Origin of the sequence: Parolsenella catena (assembly GCF_003966955.1) — a bacterium.
GTDB lineage: Bacteria > Actinomycetota > Coriobacteriia > Coriobacteriales > Atopobiaceae > Parolsenella > Parolsenella catena.
Genome location: NZ_AP019367.1, coordinates 223,528 through 237,873, shown reverse-complemented (window position 1 = coordinate 237,873; position 14,346 = coordinate 223,528). Strand labels below are relative to the sequence as shown.

Below are 14,346 nucleotides of genomic sequence, written 5' to 3'. Positions count from 1 at the left end.
TGCTTACGATTCGTAAAGGCGTCCCTTTTTTACCGTTCGCGTTCCGAAACAGACCGTTCACAAAGCAACAAGCCGATTACCTCGGTAAACGGCGGTTTTGTGGGGGCAAACGTTATTTGACCAGTTTTGTGGCACCAAATCGCTGTCCGTGGTACATAGTTAGTGGTTACTTAAACGTAAAAGCTATTCCGTGGCAATCGAGGCGAAATGGGCAAGCGGTCCACTCTCAAGGACGTCGCACGGGAGGCCGATGTCACGCCGGCGACCGTCTCCTACGTGATCAACAACACGCCGGGCCAGTCCATCCGCCCCGAGACTCGCAAGCGCGTGCTCGAGGCCGCCCGCAAGCTCAAGTACGCGCCCAACGCGCACGCCCGCACCCTTCGCAACCACCACAGCCCCTGCATCGGCATGGTCATACGCAAGAACCTGGCCGTGCCGCGCTTCTCGCAGATGGCCTACGGCATCCAAACCAAGCTCGAGCAGGAGGGTTACAACGCCCTTCTGCTGGGCAACAAGATCAACAATCTTGGCATTGCCGACTACGCAGAGGCCTTCCTGGCCGGCCGCGTGGGCGGCATCATCTTTATTGGGACCGACAACCAGGGCCCGGACGAGCGAAGCCTCAAGGTCCTCGCCGACGAGCATGCCCCGCTCGTGGTGTTCGACACCCAGACCCAGGCAGACTCCTACAGCACCGTAGACCTCGACTACGTTGGCGGCGCCCGCCTGTCCTGCGAGCGGGTCCTCTCGCGCGGCTGCAAGCGCGTCCTCTACTTCAGGCCCGACATCGATAAGCCCCAGGAGACTCTGCGCGAGCAGGGCGTGAGGGAGACGTGCGAGGCGGCGGGCGTCGAGCTCGTCTGCGCACGCTCCCCCATCACGCTCGGTAACATCGAGCTGTGGGACGCCCGCTACGTTGGGGCAGACACCGAGGAGGGACTGCGCCTCTCCGAGCGCTTCCTCGCATCCGTCGCTAACGCCCTCGAGCTCGTGGACGACGGGGACGCCGTCATCTCGAGCTGGGCCACATGGACCCATTACTTCCGCCGCATCGAGACCCAACGAGGGTCCAGGCGCCGACTCACCTACGCTGAGCTCGCCAACAACGGGGAGTCCTGGCTCGCTGCAGACCTCTACACGAGGCTGCCCAACTATGAGGCGGGTGCCGCCTGCGCCGAAGACGTCCTCGCCCTCATGCGCACGGGAGTCCCCTCGGCACGAATCATGAAGCTCTCCAATATCATCGAGGCACCACTGGGCCAACAGGCCCCGAACTATTAGGCACGTACACAAAGCGCCCGGGCTCGCCCGGACCCAACAGGAGGAGATGTCGCTATGCTCGTTCCGCTCAAGCCCGTCCTCGACGCAGCCCGCAAGGGTGGCTACGCCCAGGGAGCCTTCAATGTCAACGCCGTATGCCAGGCAAAAGCCGTCATCGAGGCCCACGAGACCCTGAGGAGCGCCGCCATCCTTCAGGGCGCCGACCTCGCCAACGCCTTCATGGGCGGCCGCGCGGACTTTGCCAACGGCACCGTGAAGGACAAGATCGCCGGCGCTAAGAACATCGGCGATGCCGTGAAGAAGTATGGCGAGGACAGCCCCATCCCGGTGGTGCTGCACCTCGATCACGGTCGTGACATGGAGAGCGTCAAGGCCGCCATCGCAGGCGGCTACACCTCCGTCATGATCGACGGCTCGTCGCTTCCCTTCGAGGAGAACATCGAGCTCACCCGCGAGGTCGTGAAGTACGCCCACCCGCGCGGCGTCTCCGTCGAGGGCGAGCTCGGCGTGCTGGCAGGCGTAGAGGACCACGTGTTCGCCGCCTCGAGCACCTACACCAACCCACTCTCCGCCGTCGATTTCGTCCGCAAGACGAAGGTCGACGCGCTCGCCATCAGCTATGGCACCATGCATGGCCCCAGCAAGGGCAAGGACGTCAAGCTGCGTCGCGAGATCCCCATCGCGGTGCGCGAGTGCCTCGCCCACGAGGGACTCGACTGCGCACTCGTGAGCCACGGCTCCTCCACCGTCCCGCGCTACATCGTCGACGAGATCAACGAGCTGGGCGGCAACATCCAGAACGCCTACGGCATCAGTCTGACCGAGCTCAAGGCGGCCATCCCCGCCGGCATCAACAAAATCAACATCGACACTGACATCCGCCTCGCCGTAACGCGCAACATGCGCGAGCTGTTCGCCAAGCGCCCCGAGCTCCAAAAGAGCGAGTCCATCGGCGGGGTCTACAAGCTGCTGCTCGAGCACCCCGAGAACCCCGATCCCCGCGCCTTCCTCCCGCCGGTGTTCGACACCGTCATGTATGGCGTCGTGGAGGACGACGACCGCGCGGCGCTCGTGGCCGCCATCGAAGCGGGCGTCAAGGAGGCCGTCTCCACGCTCATCGTCGAGTTTGGCAGCTTTGGCAAGGCCCCCAAGGTCGAGGTCGCCACGCTTGCCGAGATGGCCGAGCGCTACGAGAAGGCCGGGATCTAGCATGGCCACGCAAGACGCGCTGCTCGTCGTTCACGGCGGCGGTCCCACCGCGGTCATCAACGCGTCGCTCTTCGGAGCGGTCGACGAGGCGCTCAAGACCCCCGGCGTAGGACGGGTGCTGGGAGCCCTGGGCGGCATGGGTGGCATCACCGATGGCACGTTCGTTGACTTTGCCCAGGTGAGCCCCGAGAAGCTGTCGCTTCTCCCCTCGTCGCCCTCGTCGGCCATCGGCACGAGCAGGAAGCCGCTCGAGGCCGACGACTATCGCGATCTGGCACATGCCCTCGAGCGCGCCGGCGTTCGCTGGCTTTTGCCCACGGGGGGCAACGGCACCATGAACACCTGCGGCGAGATCTGGCGCGCGTGCCAGGCCGAGGGCGTGTCCATCGACGTGGTGGGCATCCCCAAGACCATGGACAACGACATAGCCGTGACCGACCACGCCCCCGGCTATGCGAGCGCGGCCCTCTACATGGCGGCAAGCGTCTCCGAGGTGTGCTGCGATGTGCGCGGCCTGCCCATCCACATCGTCATCGTAGAAGCCATGGGCAGAAACGCCGGCTGGGTCACCGCCGCAAGCGCCCTGGCAGACGAATCCGGCACAGGAGGGCCCGACCTCATCTACCTTCCCGAGAGGGAATTCGACGAGCATGCCTTCCTCGACGATTGCCAACGTCTCATCGACGAGAAGGGCTCGGGCGTCGTGGTGGTGAGCGAGGGCCTGCACAAGACGGGCGGCGGGCCCGTGGCCCCCATCCTCATGCAGACGGGCCGCTCGACCTACTTTGGCGACGTCTCGGCGCACCTCTCGAGACTCGTCATCTCCGAGCTTGGCTACAAGTCGCGCTCGGAGAAGCCAGGGCTTCTGGGCAGGGCTTCCATGCCCTGGCAGAGCACGATCGACCGCAACGAGGCCATCGAGTGCGGCCGCGAGGCGGTTCGCGCCGTACTTGCCGGCGATTCCGGCAAGATGGTGGGCATCGAGCGTCTCTCCACCAGCCCCTACGAGGTTCGCTACACGCGCATCCCCATCGAGCAGGTCATGCTCGATGAGCGAACCCTGCCCGACGCCTACATCAACGAGCAGGGCAACGGCGTCACCGACGAGTTCCGCGCGTGGTGCCGTCCCCTGCTTGGGGAACCGCTGCGCAGGTTCGCGAGTTTTGTCTAACGAGTTGGAGGCACCATGAAGCACATCTTCCTCAACCTCAAGCGCTTTGACATCACACCGGAGCTGGGCGGAGTCAACCGCCTTGCCGAGCCGGGGCAGTGGGGGCAGGCCGTGGCCTCCTCCATCAAGGACGTGGCGGACGCCTACGCCGACGTCGCCGAGTTCGCGGCCTTCCTGCCCGAGGCGCACCTCATCGGTGCCGCCAATGCGGCGGCGGGCAGCCACCTTGGCATCGGCTCCGAGGGCGTCCATGGCGCGGACACCGCCCCGGGCGGCAACTTTGGCGCGTTCACGACGCTTCGCACCGCCAATTCGGTGACGCAGCTCGGCTGCGGCTGGACGCTCGTGGGTCACTGCGAGGAGCGCATGAACCTTCGCGCCATCATGGGCGAGTCGGGAGCCACGGCAGACCAGATCGAGCCTGCGGTCAACCGAATCCTCAATCGCGAAGTCAAGGCAGCGCAGGCAGCAGGCCTCAAGGTCCTGTTCTGCATGGGCGAGCGCTCCGAGGAGGTCGATGCCTGGGAGCAGGTTCTCACTGCCCAGGTGAGCGAGGGGCTCGAGGGCTGCGATCTTGAGAACGTTCGCATTGCCTACGAGCCCGTCTGGAGCATCGGCCCCGGCAAGACGCCCGCAGACGCCCCCTACATCGCCAAGGTCGCAAGGCTCGTCAAGTCAGTCGTGACAGGCGTCGACGTCGTCTACGGCGGAGGCCTCAAGGCAGACAACGCCAAGATGCTTGCCGGAATCGAGGAGATCGACGGCGGCCTCATTGCGCTCACGCGCTTCTCGGGAGAGATTGGCTTCTACCCCGAGGAGTACGCCCAGATCGTCGACCTCTACCTGAACGCTTAGCGAAGAGAAAGGCACACAGATGCATCTCGAATTCGAGTACGGAACCGGAAAGCTCGGTGCCGAGCTGCCCGACAGCACGGACGTCTTCATTACCGGCGAGACGGTCAAGGATCCCGAGTGCCTGCCCCAGGACTGGGACAGCCTCTACAACGCCACGCTTGAGAGCATCCGCAACCCCATCGGCATGGATCCGCTCGCCAAGCTCGCCCACCCCGGCGCCAAGGTTGTCATCGTCATTCCCGACATCGTGAAGGGCGGCACGCAGCCCACGTCCCATCGTCGCGTTGCCATCCGCGCCTGCCTCGACGAGCTGTTTGCCAACGGCGTCGACCACGATGACGTCCTGCTGCTGTTCTCCAACGGCCTGCACCCCCGCACGAGCGACGCAGAGGCTCGCCAAATCCTTGGCATGGATCTCTACAACGAGTTCATCGGGACCAACCAGATCGCCTCGCACGACTCCGAGGACTACGACAACCTCGTTGACCTGGGCTACACCGCCTATGGCGACCACGTCATCATGAACAAGAAGGTCTATGAGGCAGACATCGCCATCCTCATCGGCCATACCCAGGGCAACCCCTATGGCGGATACTCGGGCGGCTACAAGCACTGCGCCACCGGAATCACCCACTGGCGCTCCATTGCCGCCCACCACGTGCCAGCGGTCATGAGCCGTCCGGACTTCGTTCCCGTATCCACGCACAGCCTCATGCGCGACAAGTTCGACCAGCAGGGCATGTTCATGGAAGAGAAGATGGGCAAGAAGTTCTTCTGCTGCGATGCCGTGCTCGACACCTGGAGCCGCCAGATCGAGATCAACTCGGGCTGGGCGGCCGAGATGCAGCCCATCGCATGGAAGACCGCCGACAAGCGCACCTACGTACACTGGGCCGAGAAGAAGTACGACATCGTTGTCATGGGCATGCCCACGAAGTTCCACTACGGCGACGGCATGGGCACGAACCCCATCCAAATGATGCAGGGCGTCTCCGCCATGGTGATTCGCCACAAGAGAATCCTCTCCGAGCATCCCGTCTTCATCATCTCGAGCTATTGCGACGGGTGGTTCCATGACGAGCGCTGGCCGTATCTGCGCGAGCAGTGGGAGCTGTGGCAGTCCGACAAGATGAACACCCTGGACGAGATGATCAAGTACGGCGAGTACTTTGCGACCAACCAGGAGTACATCCGCAAGTACCGCTTTGCCGGGGCCTTCCACCCCTTCCACGGCTTTAGCATGATGACGTGCGGAAACCTCGCCGAGAAGTACCTCTCTGCCACCTACATCGTGGGCGCCCAGAAGCCCGGCATCGCGCGCACCATGGGGCTCAAGACCCGTCCCACCTTCGAGGAGGCGCTTGCCGATGCCACACGCAAGTACACCGACGGCAACCCCAACATCCTTGCCCTGCCCGGCGCCTATGTAAGCGCCGTACCGCATCTCTGCATGAAGGACCCATCCCAGAACAGTCACTTCATGGATGACGCCCCCGCGCATCCATGCGGCTGCTGCTAGGAGGGAACAGACATGCTGAGGCTTAACGAAGCCTCCCTGGGGGCCCGCGTCACGTCCGACGATGTGACGCGGGCCTCCCGCGCATCGGGCGAGCTGCTCGCCCAGGTGCAGAAGGGGGAGGTTTGCTATCGCAGCTCCTTGGGTTGGCTGCATGTGGACGAATGGGCCTCCGTGGAGCAGCTCGTTCGGATCGCAGAGCTTGCCAGCCGCCTCCGCGCCGAGACCGACACCTTCGTGCTCATTGGAGTTGGCGGGTCGAACAACGCGGCCCGTGCCGTTCTGCGCGCCCTGGGACAGCCAGATTCCACCCACCAGGTTGTCTGGGCGGGTAACACCCTCTCCCCTCGCGCGCTTAACGAGATGCTCGCAAGCCTCGAGGGCCACGAGGCGGTGATTGACTGCGTGGCGAAGAACTTCGAGACGCTCGAGCCTGGCTCCTCCTTCCGCCTGCTGCGGCAGTGGATGTCCGCCCACATGGATGCAAGCCAGATAGCTCGGCACATCGTCTGCTGCGGAACGCCGAAAAGCCAGCTAGAGAAGCTCTGCACGGACGAGGGCTATGCGTTCACGACGTTTCCTCCCAACGTGGGAGGGCGCTTCACGGCGTTCACCCCCGTGCATCTCCTCGCCCTTGCCTATGCCGGCATCGACATCCATGCCCTGGTCCAGGGCGCGCGAGACGAGGAGCGGCGGCTTCGCCAGACATCGGCGCGCCCTGAGGACAACGCCGCGCTGCGCTACGCCCAGATCAGGCACCTCGCTTGGGAGGAGGGCATGCGCGTAGAGCTGCTCAGCTCCTTCGAACCCTGCCTCTCGGGCGTTTCCCTCTGGTGGCAGCAGCTCTTTGGAGAGTCCGAGGGCAAGGGCGACCGCGGCCTGCTCCCCGCTTCCGCCCAATACTCCGAGGATCTTCACAGCCTTGGACAGTACGTCCAGGAGGGGACACCCCTGCTCATGGAGACCCTCCTTGACGTCCTCGAGGCCAGAGAGTCCGACAGGCTCGTGTTGGGCGGCACGGACGTGGCCGACGGCTTTGATTACCTGGACGGAATGGACTTCTGGGATATCAACAAGGCAAGCTTCCATGCCACGCGCGCCGCGCATGCACGCCGGCTCCCCTGCCCCACCATCGAGCTCGAAAGACTCGACGAGCACACCCTAGGAGAGCTGCTGTACTTCTTCATGTTCAGCTGTTATCTCTCCGCAAGGCTCCTCGAGGTCAACCCCTTCAACCAGCCGGGAGTCGAGGCCTACAAGCAGCTCATGTTCAGGACGCTCCGTGGGGCCTAGAGGGAGACGAGCCCCGTGAAGCGAGCAAAGTTGTAGCAGCAGATAAGCGCGATAAGAACGAGGGCGAAGAGGTAAAGTCTGTCGATGGTAGACGTGCTGACCCTCTTCGCCACTTTTCTGCCCACAACGGACCCGCAGACCGCGGCTACGCACATACCGATGAGGGCAACGGGCGCAAACTCGGGAATGCCGCCGCCAGCGAGAGAATAGACGAGGCTCGCCGTCTGCGAGAAGGCAATGATGAAGAGGGACGCCTGAGCGGCAGGCTTGGCATACATCGCGAAGAAGAACGTGAGGATGGCGAGGTTAAAGGGACCTCCGCCAATGCCGAGAAACGACCACAGGGCACCCGCGACGAATCCGATTCCGGCCTTGGCGGCACCAGCCTGGACGTTAAGACCCTGAATGGAAGACCTTCTTATCGTATAGACAAACACGACGGCCGTAAGCACGATAAGCACCGCGGCCTGAGCAGCACCTACCAGCTCGGCATCAGGCAGGATTGTCCCGAGGCTATTGAAGACGAGCTTGCCCACCACGCCGCCAACGGCAGATCCCAGGGCGAGCGGGAGCATAGAGCGAACGTTGACGGTCGACGTCTTTGCCACGGCATTCTGGGTTAGCGTGGCAAGCGACATCGTGAGCACCGAGATGCTCGAGAGAAAAGAGACCGTGGCAACCGGCATCACGTTCATGGCGTCGACCACCGGCTTGATGATCACGCCGCCACCAATGCCGCACAGAGGCCCCAGCAGCGAGGCAAGGAAGGCGACGATGAAGACAGCGAGGTACGAGAGAGGCATGATGAGCTCCTAATCTTAACTGTCTCTATTTTAGTCGCTTAGCACTACTTAACGTCTCTGACCCGCATTTTTATGCAAGTAAGCTAACAAAAACGCCCGCGAGCCAAAGCCCGCGGGCGTCCAGTACGCAAAGGACCAAAAGTCCCGTTTCCTACTTCTTGTAGGGGTCGGGAATGACCTCGCCGCTCTTCTTGGCGACGCGCACCTTGGTGCCGTCCTCCTCGAAGCGGTAGCCCACGCGCGTGGGCTTGTCGGTCTTCGGGTCGATGAGGGCGACGTTGGAGACGTCAATCGGCATCTCCTTGTTCACGAAGCCACCCTGCTGGTTGTCCTGCGTGGGGCGCACGGCCTTCTTGGCGACGGCGACACCCTCGACGACGACCTTGCCCTCGCGGGGAAGGGCGCGCACGACGACGCCGCGCTTGCCCTTGTCCTTACCGGAGAGAACCTGGACGGTGTCGCCGGTCTTGATCTTCATCTTAGCCATAGTGGCGACTCCTCCTAAAGCGTCTCAGGCGCGAGCGAGACGATCTTCATGTACTTGTGATCGCGCAGCTCACGGGCGACGGGGCCAAAGATACGGGTGCCGGTCGGGTTGCCGTCCTTGTCGATGAGGACGCAAGCGTTCTCATCGAACTTGATGTAGCTGCCGTCCTTGCGACGGTTCTCCTTGACGGTGCGAACGATGACGCAGCGAACGACGTCACCCTTCTTCACGGAACCGCCCGGGGTGGCCTCCTGCACGGCACCGATCACGACGTCGGCGAGGCCGGCGTAACGGCGCTTCGAGCCACCCAGGACCTTAATGCACCTCACCTTCTTGGCGCCGGAGTTATCGGCGACGGTGAGCATGGTCTGCATCTGAATCATTGCAAATCCCTTTCAGAAGCTCATCCAACCCAGAGGTGCGCCCTCACGTGCGGCGCACATGGGTTGAAAGATGGCCTTGGCTGTTACTTGGCGGCCTCAACGACCTCGACGAGGCGCCAACGCTTCGTCTTGGACAGGGGACGCGTCTCCATGACCTTGACGGTGTCGCCGACGTGCGCGACCTCGTTCTCGTCGTGGGCGTGGAGCTTCTTGGTGACGGTAATCATCTTGCCGTACTTGGGGTGACGCTTGCGGTTGTCGATCTTCACGGTGATGGACTTGGCACCGGAGATGGAGGTGACGACGCCCACGCGCACCTTGCGGCTGTTGCGAGCCTCGGTATCGCTCATGTTCTTCTCCCTAGACTCTTCTACTTCGCCTCAGCGGCGATCTGGCGGGCGCGCATCTCGGTCTGGACGCGGGCGATGTCGCGCTTGACGTTCTTCACGCGAGCCGTGTTGTCCAGCTGGCTGGTGGCCATCTGGAAACGCAGGTTGAACAGCTCGGCGCGGCCGTCCTCAAGCTTCTTGGCGAGCTCCTCGTCGGAGAGCGCACGAATCTCAGCGGGCTTCATTACTTATCCTCCTCCGGGGTGGCAACGCCTTCGGCAGCGTCCTCGGCGGCCCACTTGGCCTCGAGCTCACGCTCGGCCTCAATCTCGGCCTCGGCGCGCTCCTCGGCGTCCTGGGCGATGATGATCTTGGTCTTAATCGGGAGCTTGTGCTGGGCAAGACGAAGGGCCTCGCGAGCAACCTCCTCGGTCACGCCACCAATCTCGAACATAACGCGGCCGGGCTTGACGACGGCGACCCACTCCTCGGGGTTGCCCTTGCCCTTGCCCATGCGGGTCTCGGCCGGCTTCTTGGAGATCGGCTTGTCCGGGAAGATGGTGATCCAGACCTTACCGCCACGCTTCATGTAGCGGGTCATGGCGATACGGGCGGCCTCGATCTGGCGGTTGGTGATCCAGTGGGCCTCGAGGGCGACGATGCCGTACTCACCGAAGTGCAGCTCGGTGTTGCCCTTGGCGTGGCCCTTCATGGAACCACGCTGAACCTTGCGGTGACGAATACGCTTAGGAGCCAGCATTAGTTGCCCCTCCTCTCATTGCGACGACGGGGACGCGAGGAGCCCTCGAGCGCCGGCTGAGGCTTGGGCTGGCCGGGGAGCTTCTCGCCAACGTAGATCCAGACCTTCACGCCGCAGGCGCCCATGGTGGTGCGAGCGGTGGCCTCGCCGAAGTCGATGCAGGCACGCAGGGTGTGCAGGGGCACGCGACCCTCGCGGTACCACTCGCGGCGACCGAGCTCGGCGCCGCCGAGACGGCCGGAGCACTGGATGCGGATGCCCTTGGCACCGGCCTTGCGGGCAGACTGCACGGCCTTGCGCATGGCGCGACGGAAGGCGATGCGCTGCTCGAGCTGGTCAGCGACGTTCTGGGCAACGAGGGAGGCGTCGAGCTCGGGGCGCTTGACCTCGATGACGTCGACGTTGACCTGGCCCTTGCCGACCTTGGCGATCTTCTCGAGCTCGGAGCGAAGGCCGTCGATCTCGGAGCCCTTCTTGCCGATGACGATGCCGGGACGGCCGGTGTAGATGGTGACCTTCACCTTGTCGCCGGCGCGGTCGATCTCAACGCGGGAGAGCGCAGCCTTGGCAAGACGCTTGTTGAGGAACTTGCGAATCTCGAGGTCATTGCCGAGCGTGGTGGCGTAGTCCTTGTCGGCGTACCAACGGGAGCGCCAGTTCTCGGTGACTCCGAGGCGGAAACCAGTGGGGGAAACCTTCTGACCCATGTGGCTTTACGCCTCCTTTCGGGGAGCGACGGTGATCGTGATGTGGCTCGTGCGCTTGTTGATGCGGCTCGCGGAGCCCTTGGCGCGCGGACGAATGCGCTTGAGCGTCGGGCCCTCGTCAACGTAGGCGGCGACGATCTGGAGCGTCTCGGGGCGCATGCCCTTGTTCTGGTAGGCGTTAGCCACGGCGGACTTCAGGACCTTCTCGACGTCCACGGCGACGGCGCGCTCGCAGAACTGAAGCAGCTCGAAGGCACGGGCGACGGGCTGGTTGCGGACCTGATCGACGACAAGGCGAGCCTTGCGCGGAGCGACGCGGACATACTTGGCGGTCGCGGAGACCCAGTTCGGGTTGGTGTTCTTAGCCATTAGTCAGTACCTCCTTAAGCCTGCTTGTGGCCACGGAAGGTGCGAGACGGGGCGAACTCGCCCAGCTTGTGACCAACCATGGACTCGGTGATGTACACGGGGACGTGCTTGCGGCCATCGTGGACGGCGATCGTGTGACCAACCATCTCCGGGAAGATGGTCGAGGAGCGCGACCAGGTCTTGATGACCTCCTTCTTGCCAGCCTCGTTCATCGCAGCGACACGCGAAAGGAGGCGAGTCTCCACGAACGGGCCCTTCTTGAGACTTCTGCTCATAGGTGCTTTCTCCTACTTCTCGCGTTACTTCGTCTTGCGACGACGGATGATCAGACGGTTCGTGCCCTTCTTCGGGTCGCGGGTCTTCTTGCCCTTGGCAGGCTTGCCCCACGGGGACACGGAGGGACGACCAGACGTGTGGTTCTTGCCCTCGCCGCCGCCGTGCGGGTGGTCGACCGGGTTCATGACCGTACCACGGACGGTCGGGCGGACGCCGGCCCAGCGGCTACGACCGGCCTTGCCGATCTTGATGTTGGCGTGCTCGGCGTTGCCGACCTCACCGACGGTGGCGCGGCAGGTGATGAGCACGCGGCGCATCTCGGAGGAGGGCATGCGCAGGATGGCATAGCCATTCTCCTTGCCCATGAGCTGGCAGGAGTTGCCGGCGGAACGGGCGATGGCGGCGCCACGGCCGGGCTGGAACTCCACGGCGTGGACGAGCGTACCCACGGGGATCTCGCTCAGCGGCAGGCAGTTGCCGGGCTTGATGTCGGCCTCGGGGCCAGACATAACCGTGTCGCCCACGGAGAGGCCCTTCGGGCACAGGATGTAGGCCTTGGCGCCGTCCACGTAGTGGAGCAGGGCGATGCGGGCGGAGCGGTTCGGGTCGTACTCGATCGTGGCGACCTTGGCCGGCACGCCGTCCTTGCGACGCTTGAAGTCGATGATGCGGTACTGGCGCTTGTGGCCACCGCCCTGGTGACGGGTCGTCACGCGGCCGTTGTTGTTGCGGCCAGCCTTCTTGGGCAGCGGCTCGAGCAGCGACTTCTCAGGCTTGTCCGTCGTGATCTCGGCGAAGTCCGAGACCGTCTGGAAGCGCCTGCCTGCGCTGGTGGGCTTGAGGTGCTTAACTCCCATGTTGCTTTCCCTTTCTTGTTTCCGTTGGCCATCCCGCTCAAGGGATGAGGCCTACCCTCTCGGGCATGTGCCGACTGAGTCGGCGCGTAGCCTCGGCGAGATGACGCCGGATTACCACGGTGCCGCGCGTATCCTTCCACGCGGCGCGGACACGCCCCCGTCTCATGGACAGGGGCGAGATTGCCTCGTTACTCGGCGCTCTGCTGAGCGAAGAGCTCGATGCTGTCGCCCTCAGCGACGGTGACGATGGCCTTCTTCCAGGAACGGGTCTGGCCGGCGACGTAGCGGACGCGCTTCGTCTTGGGCTTCACGTTGATGGTGTTGACCTTGAGAACGTGGACGCCGAAGAGCTTCTCGACGGCGGCGGCGATCTCCTCCTTGGGAGCCTGCTTGGCAACCTCAAAGGTGTACTTGTTCTGGCTCATGAGGTCGAAGGAACGCTCGGAGACGACCGGGCGAATGATGACGTTGTAAGCGGAGTTCATTTAAGCGAGCACCTCCTCGAGCTTCTTGGCGACGGCGCTGGAGAGCACGAGCGCAGCGTTGTCGATGAGGGAGTGCGTAGAGGCCTCGCCGACGCCGATGACGCGGACGGTCTCGACGTTGCGGAAGGACAGGTAGGTGTAGATGTCGTCGTCAGAGACAACGAGGGTCACGCGCTTGCCCTCGAGGCCAAGAGCCTTGAGCAGAGCGACGGCCTGCTTGGTGCTGGGCTTCTCGAAGCCGTAGTCGTCAACGATGACGAGCTCGTTGTCGCGGAGCTTGCCGGAGAGCACGCCGCGCATAGCGAGCTTGATCTCCTTGTTGTTGAGGCGACGATTGTGGCTGCGCGGGATGGGGCCGAAGGGCACGCCGCCGCCGACCCACTGGGTGGCGCGGATGGAGCCCTGACGGGCACGGCCGGTGCCCTTCTGGCGCCAAGGCTTGGCGCCGCCACCGGAGACCTCGGAACGGCCCTTGGTGTCGTGCGTGCCCTGACGGAGGTTGCCGAGCTGCACGGTCACGACCTGGTGGATAACGGGGATGTTCGGCTCGATGCCGAACACGCTGGAGTCGAGCTCGACGGTGCCGGCCGCCTTGCCCTCCGCGTTCTTGAGTTCGATCTTGGACATCATGTTCTCCTTGGTAGCCTAAAGGTTTGGTTGCTCTGGGCCCTTAGGCCATGCGGATCGAGACGAGGCCGTTCTTGCCGCCGGGGACAGCGCCCTTGACGAGCATGAGGTTCTGCTCGGCATCGACACGGACGAGCTTGAGGTTCTTGACCGTGACGCGCTCGTCACCCATGTGACCAGGCATGTGCAGACCCTTGCGGACGCGCGAGGGGTAGGCGCACTGGCCGATGGAACCCGGCTTGCGCTGGTTGCGCGAACCGTGCGTCATGGGGCCGCAGGCGAAGTTCCAGCGCTTGATGGTGCCCTGGAAGCCCTTGCCCTTGGAGGTGCCGGTGACGTCAACGTTCTTGACCTCGGCGAAGTCGGCGACGGACACGACGTCGCCCACCTTGTGCTCCTCGCCGTTGGCGACGCGGACCTCGCGCAGGTAGCGCATGGGCTCGACGCCGGCCTTGGCGAAGTGACCCGCCATGGGCTTGTTGACGTGCTTGGGCTTGATGCTGCCGAAGCCGATCTGAACGGCGTCATAGCCGTCGGTGGCAACGGTCTTGACCTGCGAGACAACGCAGGGGCCGGCCTGGATGACCGTGACGGGCACGACGTTGTCGTCCTCGTCAAACACCTGGGTCATCCCGATCTTGCGGCCGAGGATGGTGCTGACCATACACGTTCCTTACCTTCGGTGGTCTTGGGTCTTCCGCACGCCCCTTGCGCACGGTCCCAGCGGACCACAACCTACAGTTGCGCCACGCGGGTGAGGGCGTTGGCTGTGGCGCTGGTCCCTCGCGTTGCCGGCGGAAGCACGTGTGCTTCTCGAGCCCGTTCGAGGGATACGCCCGACCCCGTGGATATGAGGTCGACACAGCATGCCCCTAAAAGCGCAGCCTGTCTAGTATACACAGGTGAGAGGCCCTTCACAATCTCTATATGTGTTG

General features: G+C 63.8%; 18 protein-coding genes and 1 pseudogene. 6 read left to right on the top strand and 13 right to left on the bottom strand.

The features are described from left to right. The first annotated feature begins 207 nt into the window (after nucleotides 1-207). Genes Pcatena_RS01095 through Pcatena_RS01070 form a run of 6 tightly spaced genes read left to right on the top strand, consistent with a single transcriptional unit; the run spans nucleotide 208 to nucleotide 7,328 of the window. The gene (locus Pcatena_RS01095; RefSeq protein ID WP_126420854.1) at nucleotides 208-1,284 is read left to right on the top strand and encodes a LacI family DNA-binding transcriptional regulator; all 1,077 of its coding nucleotides are present in this window, start codon (nucleotides 208-210) and stop codon (nucleotides 1,282-1,284) included. A gap of 54 nt (nucleotides 1,285-1,338) precedes the next feature. Continuing rightward, nucleotides 1,339-2,493 carry a class II fructose-bisphosphate aldolase gene (locus Pcatena_RS01090; RefSeq protein WP_126420852.1) on the top strand — a complete coding sequence of 385 codons (1,155 nt, stop codon included), beginning with the start codon at nucleotides 1,339-1,341 and terminating at the stop codon, nucleotides 2,491-2,493. A gap of 1 nt (nucleotide 2,494) precedes the next feature. Then, entirely contained in the window at nucleotides 2,495-3,664 is a 1,170-nt protein-coding gene (locus Pcatena_RS01085; RefSeq protein ID WP_126420850.1) for a diphosphate--fructose-6-phosphate 1-phosphotransferase, read from the top strand. A 15-nt stretch (nucleotides 3,665-3,679) separates the two neighbouring features. After that, nucleotides 3,680-4,519 (top strand): triose-phosphate isomerase family protein, encoded by an 840-nt coding sequence (locus Pcatena_RS01080; protein WP_126420848.1) that lies wholly within the window; start codon nucleotides 3,680-3,682, stop codon nucleotides 4,517-4,519. 19 nt (nucleotides 4,520-4,538) lie between these two features. Continuing rightward, nucleotides 4,539-6,038 carry a lactate racemase domain-containing protein gene (locus Pcatena_RS01075; protein ID WP_126420846.1) on the top strand — a complete coding sequence of 500 codons (1,500 nt, stop codon included), beginning with the start codon at nucleotides 4,539-4,541 and terminating at the stop codon, nucleotides 6,036-6,038. A 12-nt stretch (nucleotides 6,039-6,050) separates the two neighbouring features. Further along, on the top strand, nucleotides 6,051-7,328 hold the full coding sequence (locus Pcatena_RS01070; protein WP_126420844.1) for a glucose-6-phosphate isomerase: 1,278 nt from the start codon (nucleotides 6,051-6,053) through the stop codon (nucleotides 7,326-7,328). On the opposite strand, the gene Pcatena_RS01065 is transcribed toward Pcatena_RS01070, so the two are convergent. The 13 genes and pseudogenes from Pcatena_RS01065 to rplC all read right to left on the bottom strand — a co-directional run bounded on the left by Pcatena_RS01065 (nucleotide 7,325) and on the right by rplC (nucleotide 14,075). Next, a complete protein-coding gene (locus Pcatena_RS01065; protein WP_126420842.1) occupies nucleotides 7,325-8,131 on the bottom strand; it encodes a sulfite exporter TauE/SafE family protein in 807 nt (268 codons plus the stop codon). The two genes, Pcatena_RS01070 and Pcatena_RS01065, sit on opposite strands and share 4 nt — an antisense overlap. Nucleotides 8,132-8,282: 151 nt before the next feature. Continuing rightward, nucleotides 8,283-8,618: a 50S ribosomal protein L24 gene (gene rplX, locus Pcatena_RS01060; protein ID WP_126420840.1), complete on the bottom strand. Its 336-nt coding sequence runs from the start codon at nucleotides 8,616-8,618 to the stop codon at nucleotides 8,283-8,285. A 14-nt stretch (nucleotides 8,619-8,632) separates the two neighbouring features. Further along, entirely contained in the window at nucleotides 8,633-9,001 is a 369-nt protein-coding gene (gene rplN / locus Pcatena_RS01055; protein ID WP_126420838.1) for a 50S ribosomal protein L14, read from the bottom strand. Nucleotides 9,002-9,084: 83 nt separating this feature from the next. Continuing rightward, complete coding sequence (gene rpsQ, locus Pcatena_RS01050) at nucleotides 9,085-9,351, bottom strand: 30S ribosomal protein S17 (RefSeq protein ID WP_073296275.1); 267 nt, start codon at nucleotides 9,349-9,351, stop codon at nucleotides 9,085-9,087. Nucleotides 9,352-9,371: 20 nt separating this feature from the next. Continuing rightward, complete coding sequence (gene rpmC, locus Pcatena_RS01045) at nucleotides 9,372-9,575, bottom strand: 50S ribosomal protein L29 (protein WP_126420836.1); 204 nt, start codon at nucleotides 9,573-9,575, stop codon at nucleotides 9,372-9,374. A gap of 95 nt (nucleotides 9,576-9,670) precedes the next feature. Continuing rightward, nucleotides 9,671-10,090: pseudogene (rplP, locus tag Pcatena_RS01040) on the bottom strand (50S ribosomal protein L16); the annotation flags it as partial. Further along, nucleotides 10,090-10,797, bottom strand: a complete 708-nt coding sequence (rpsC, locus tag Pcatena_RS01035; protein ID WP_126420832.1) for a 30S ribosomal protein S3 — start codon at nucleotides 10,795-10,797, stop codon at nucleotides 10,090-10,092. The gene rpsC and the pseudogene rplP, both read right to left, overlap by 1 nt. Nucleotides 10,798-10,803: 6 nt before the next feature. Beyond that, a complete protein-coding gene (rplV, locus tag Pcatena_RS01030; protein ID WP_126420830.1) occupies nucleotides 10,804-11,166 on the bottom strand; it encodes a 50S ribosomal protein L22 in 363 nt (120 codons plus the stop codon). 14 nt (nucleotides 11,167-11,180) lie between these two features. Next, a complete protein-coding gene (gene rpsS / locus Pcatena_RS01025) occupies nucleotides 11,181-11,441 on the bottom strand; it encodes a 30S ribosomal protein S19 (protein WP_126420828.1) in 261 nt (86 codons plus the stop codon). A 24-nt stretch (nucleotides 11,442-11,465) separates the two neighbouring features. Next, a complete protein-coding gene (gene rplB, locus Pcatena_RS01020) occupies nucleotides 11,466-12,299 on the bottom strand; it encodes a 50S ribosomal protein L2 (protein ID WP_126420826.1) in 834 nt (277 codons plus the stop codon). 188 nt (nucleotides 12,300-12,487) lie between these two features. After that, nucleotides 12,488-12,784: a 50S ribosomal protein L23 gene (gene rplW, locus Pcatena_RS01015; RefSeq protein WP_126420824.1), complete on the bottom strand. Its 297-nt coding sequence runs from the start codon at nucleotides 12,782-12,784 to the stop codon at nucleotides 12,488-12,490. Continuing rightward, complete coding sequence (gene rplD, locus Pcatena_RS01010) at nucleotides 12,785-13,411, bottom strand: 50S ribosomal protein L4 (RefSeq protein WP_126420822.1); 627 nt, start codon at nucleotides 13,409-13,411, stop codon at nucleotides 12,785-12,787. 43 nt (nucleotides 13,412-13,454) lie between these two features. After that, nucleotides 13,455-14,075, bottom strand: a complete 621-nt coding sequence (gene rplC / locus Pcatena_RS01005) for a 50S ribosomal protein L3 (protein WP_126420820.1) — start codon at nucleotides 14,073-14,075, stop codon at nucleotides 13,455-13,457. Nucleotides 14,076-14,346: the final 271 nt, after the last annotated feature.

Excerpts from the sequence above, each read along its gene's own strand:
- Pcatena_RS01095 (WP_126420854.1), top strand. The coding sequence starts at position 208 with ATGGGCAAGCGGTCCACTCTCAAGGACGTCGCACGGGAGGCCGATGTC.
- Pcatena_RS01090 (WP_126420852.1), top strand. The coding sequence starts at position 1,339 with ATGCTCGTTCCGCTCAAGCCCGTCCTCGACGCAGCCCGCAAGGGTGGC.
- Pcatena_RS01085 (WP_126420850.1), top strand. The coding sequence starts at position 2,495 with ATGGCCACGCAAGACGCGCTGCTCGTCGTTCACGGCGGCGGTCCCACC.
- Pcatena_RS01080 (WP_126420848.1), top strand. The coding sequence starts at position 3,680 with ATGAAGCACATCTTCCTCAACCTCAAGCGCTTTGACATCACACCGGAG.
- Pcatena_RS01075 (WP_126420846.1), top strand. The coding sequence starts at position 4,539 with ATGCATCTCGAATTCGAGTACGGAACCGGAAAGCTCGGTGCCGAGCTG.
- Pcatena_RS01070 (WP_126420844.1), top strand. The coding sequence starts at position 6,051 with ATGCTGAGGCTTAACGAAGCCTCCCTGGGGGCCCGCGTCACGTCCGAC.
- Pcatena_RS01065 (WP_126420842.1), bottom strand. The coding sequence starts at position 8,131 with ATGCCTCTCTCGTACCTCGCTGTCTTCATCGTCGCCTTCCTTGCCTCG.
- rplX (WP_126420840.1), bottom strand. The coding sequence starts at position 8,618 with ATGGCTAAGATGAAGATCAAGACCGGCGACACCGTCCAGGTTCTCTCC.
- rplN (WP_126420838.1), bottom strand. The coding sequence starts at position 9,001 with ATGATTCAGATGCAGACCATGCTCACCGTCGCCGATAACTCCGGCGCC.
- rpsQ (WP_073296275.1), bottom strand. The coding sequence starts at position 9,351 with ATGAGCGATACCGAGGCTCGCAACAGCCGCAAGGTGCGCGTGGGCGTC.
- rpmC (WP_126420836.1), bottom strand. The coding sequence starts at position 9,575 with ATGAAGCCCGCTGAGATTCGTGCGCTCTCCGACGAGGAGCTCGCCAAG.
- rpsC (WP_126420832.1), bottom strand. The coding sequence starts at position 10,797 with ATGGGTCAGAAGGTTTCCCCCACTGGTTTCCGCCTCGGAGTCACCGAG.
- rplV (WP_126420830.1), bottom strand. The coding sequence starts at position 11,166 with ATGGCTAAGAACACCAACCCGAACTGGGTCTCCGCGACCGCCAAGTAT.
- rpsS (WP_126420828.1), bottom strand. The coding sequence starts at position 11,441 with ATGAGCAGAAGTCTCAAGAAGGGCCCGTTCGTGGAGACTCGCCTCCTT.
- rplB (WP_126420826.1), bottom strand. The coding sequence starts at position 12,299 with ATGGGAGTTAAGCACCTCAAGCCCACCAGCGCAGGCAGGCGCTTCCAG.
- rplW (WP_126420824.1), bottom strand. The coding sequence starts at position 12,784 with ATGAACTCCGCTTACAACGTCATCATTCGCCCGGTCGTCTCCGAGCGT.
- rplD (WP_126420822.1), bottom strand. The coding sequence starts at position 13,411 with ATGTCCAAGATCGAACTCAAGAACGCGGAGGGCAAGGCGGCCGGCACC.
- rplC (WP_126420820.1), bottom strand. The coding sequence starts at position 14,075 with ATGGTCAGCACCATCCTCGGCCGCAAGATCGGGATGACCCAGGTGTTT.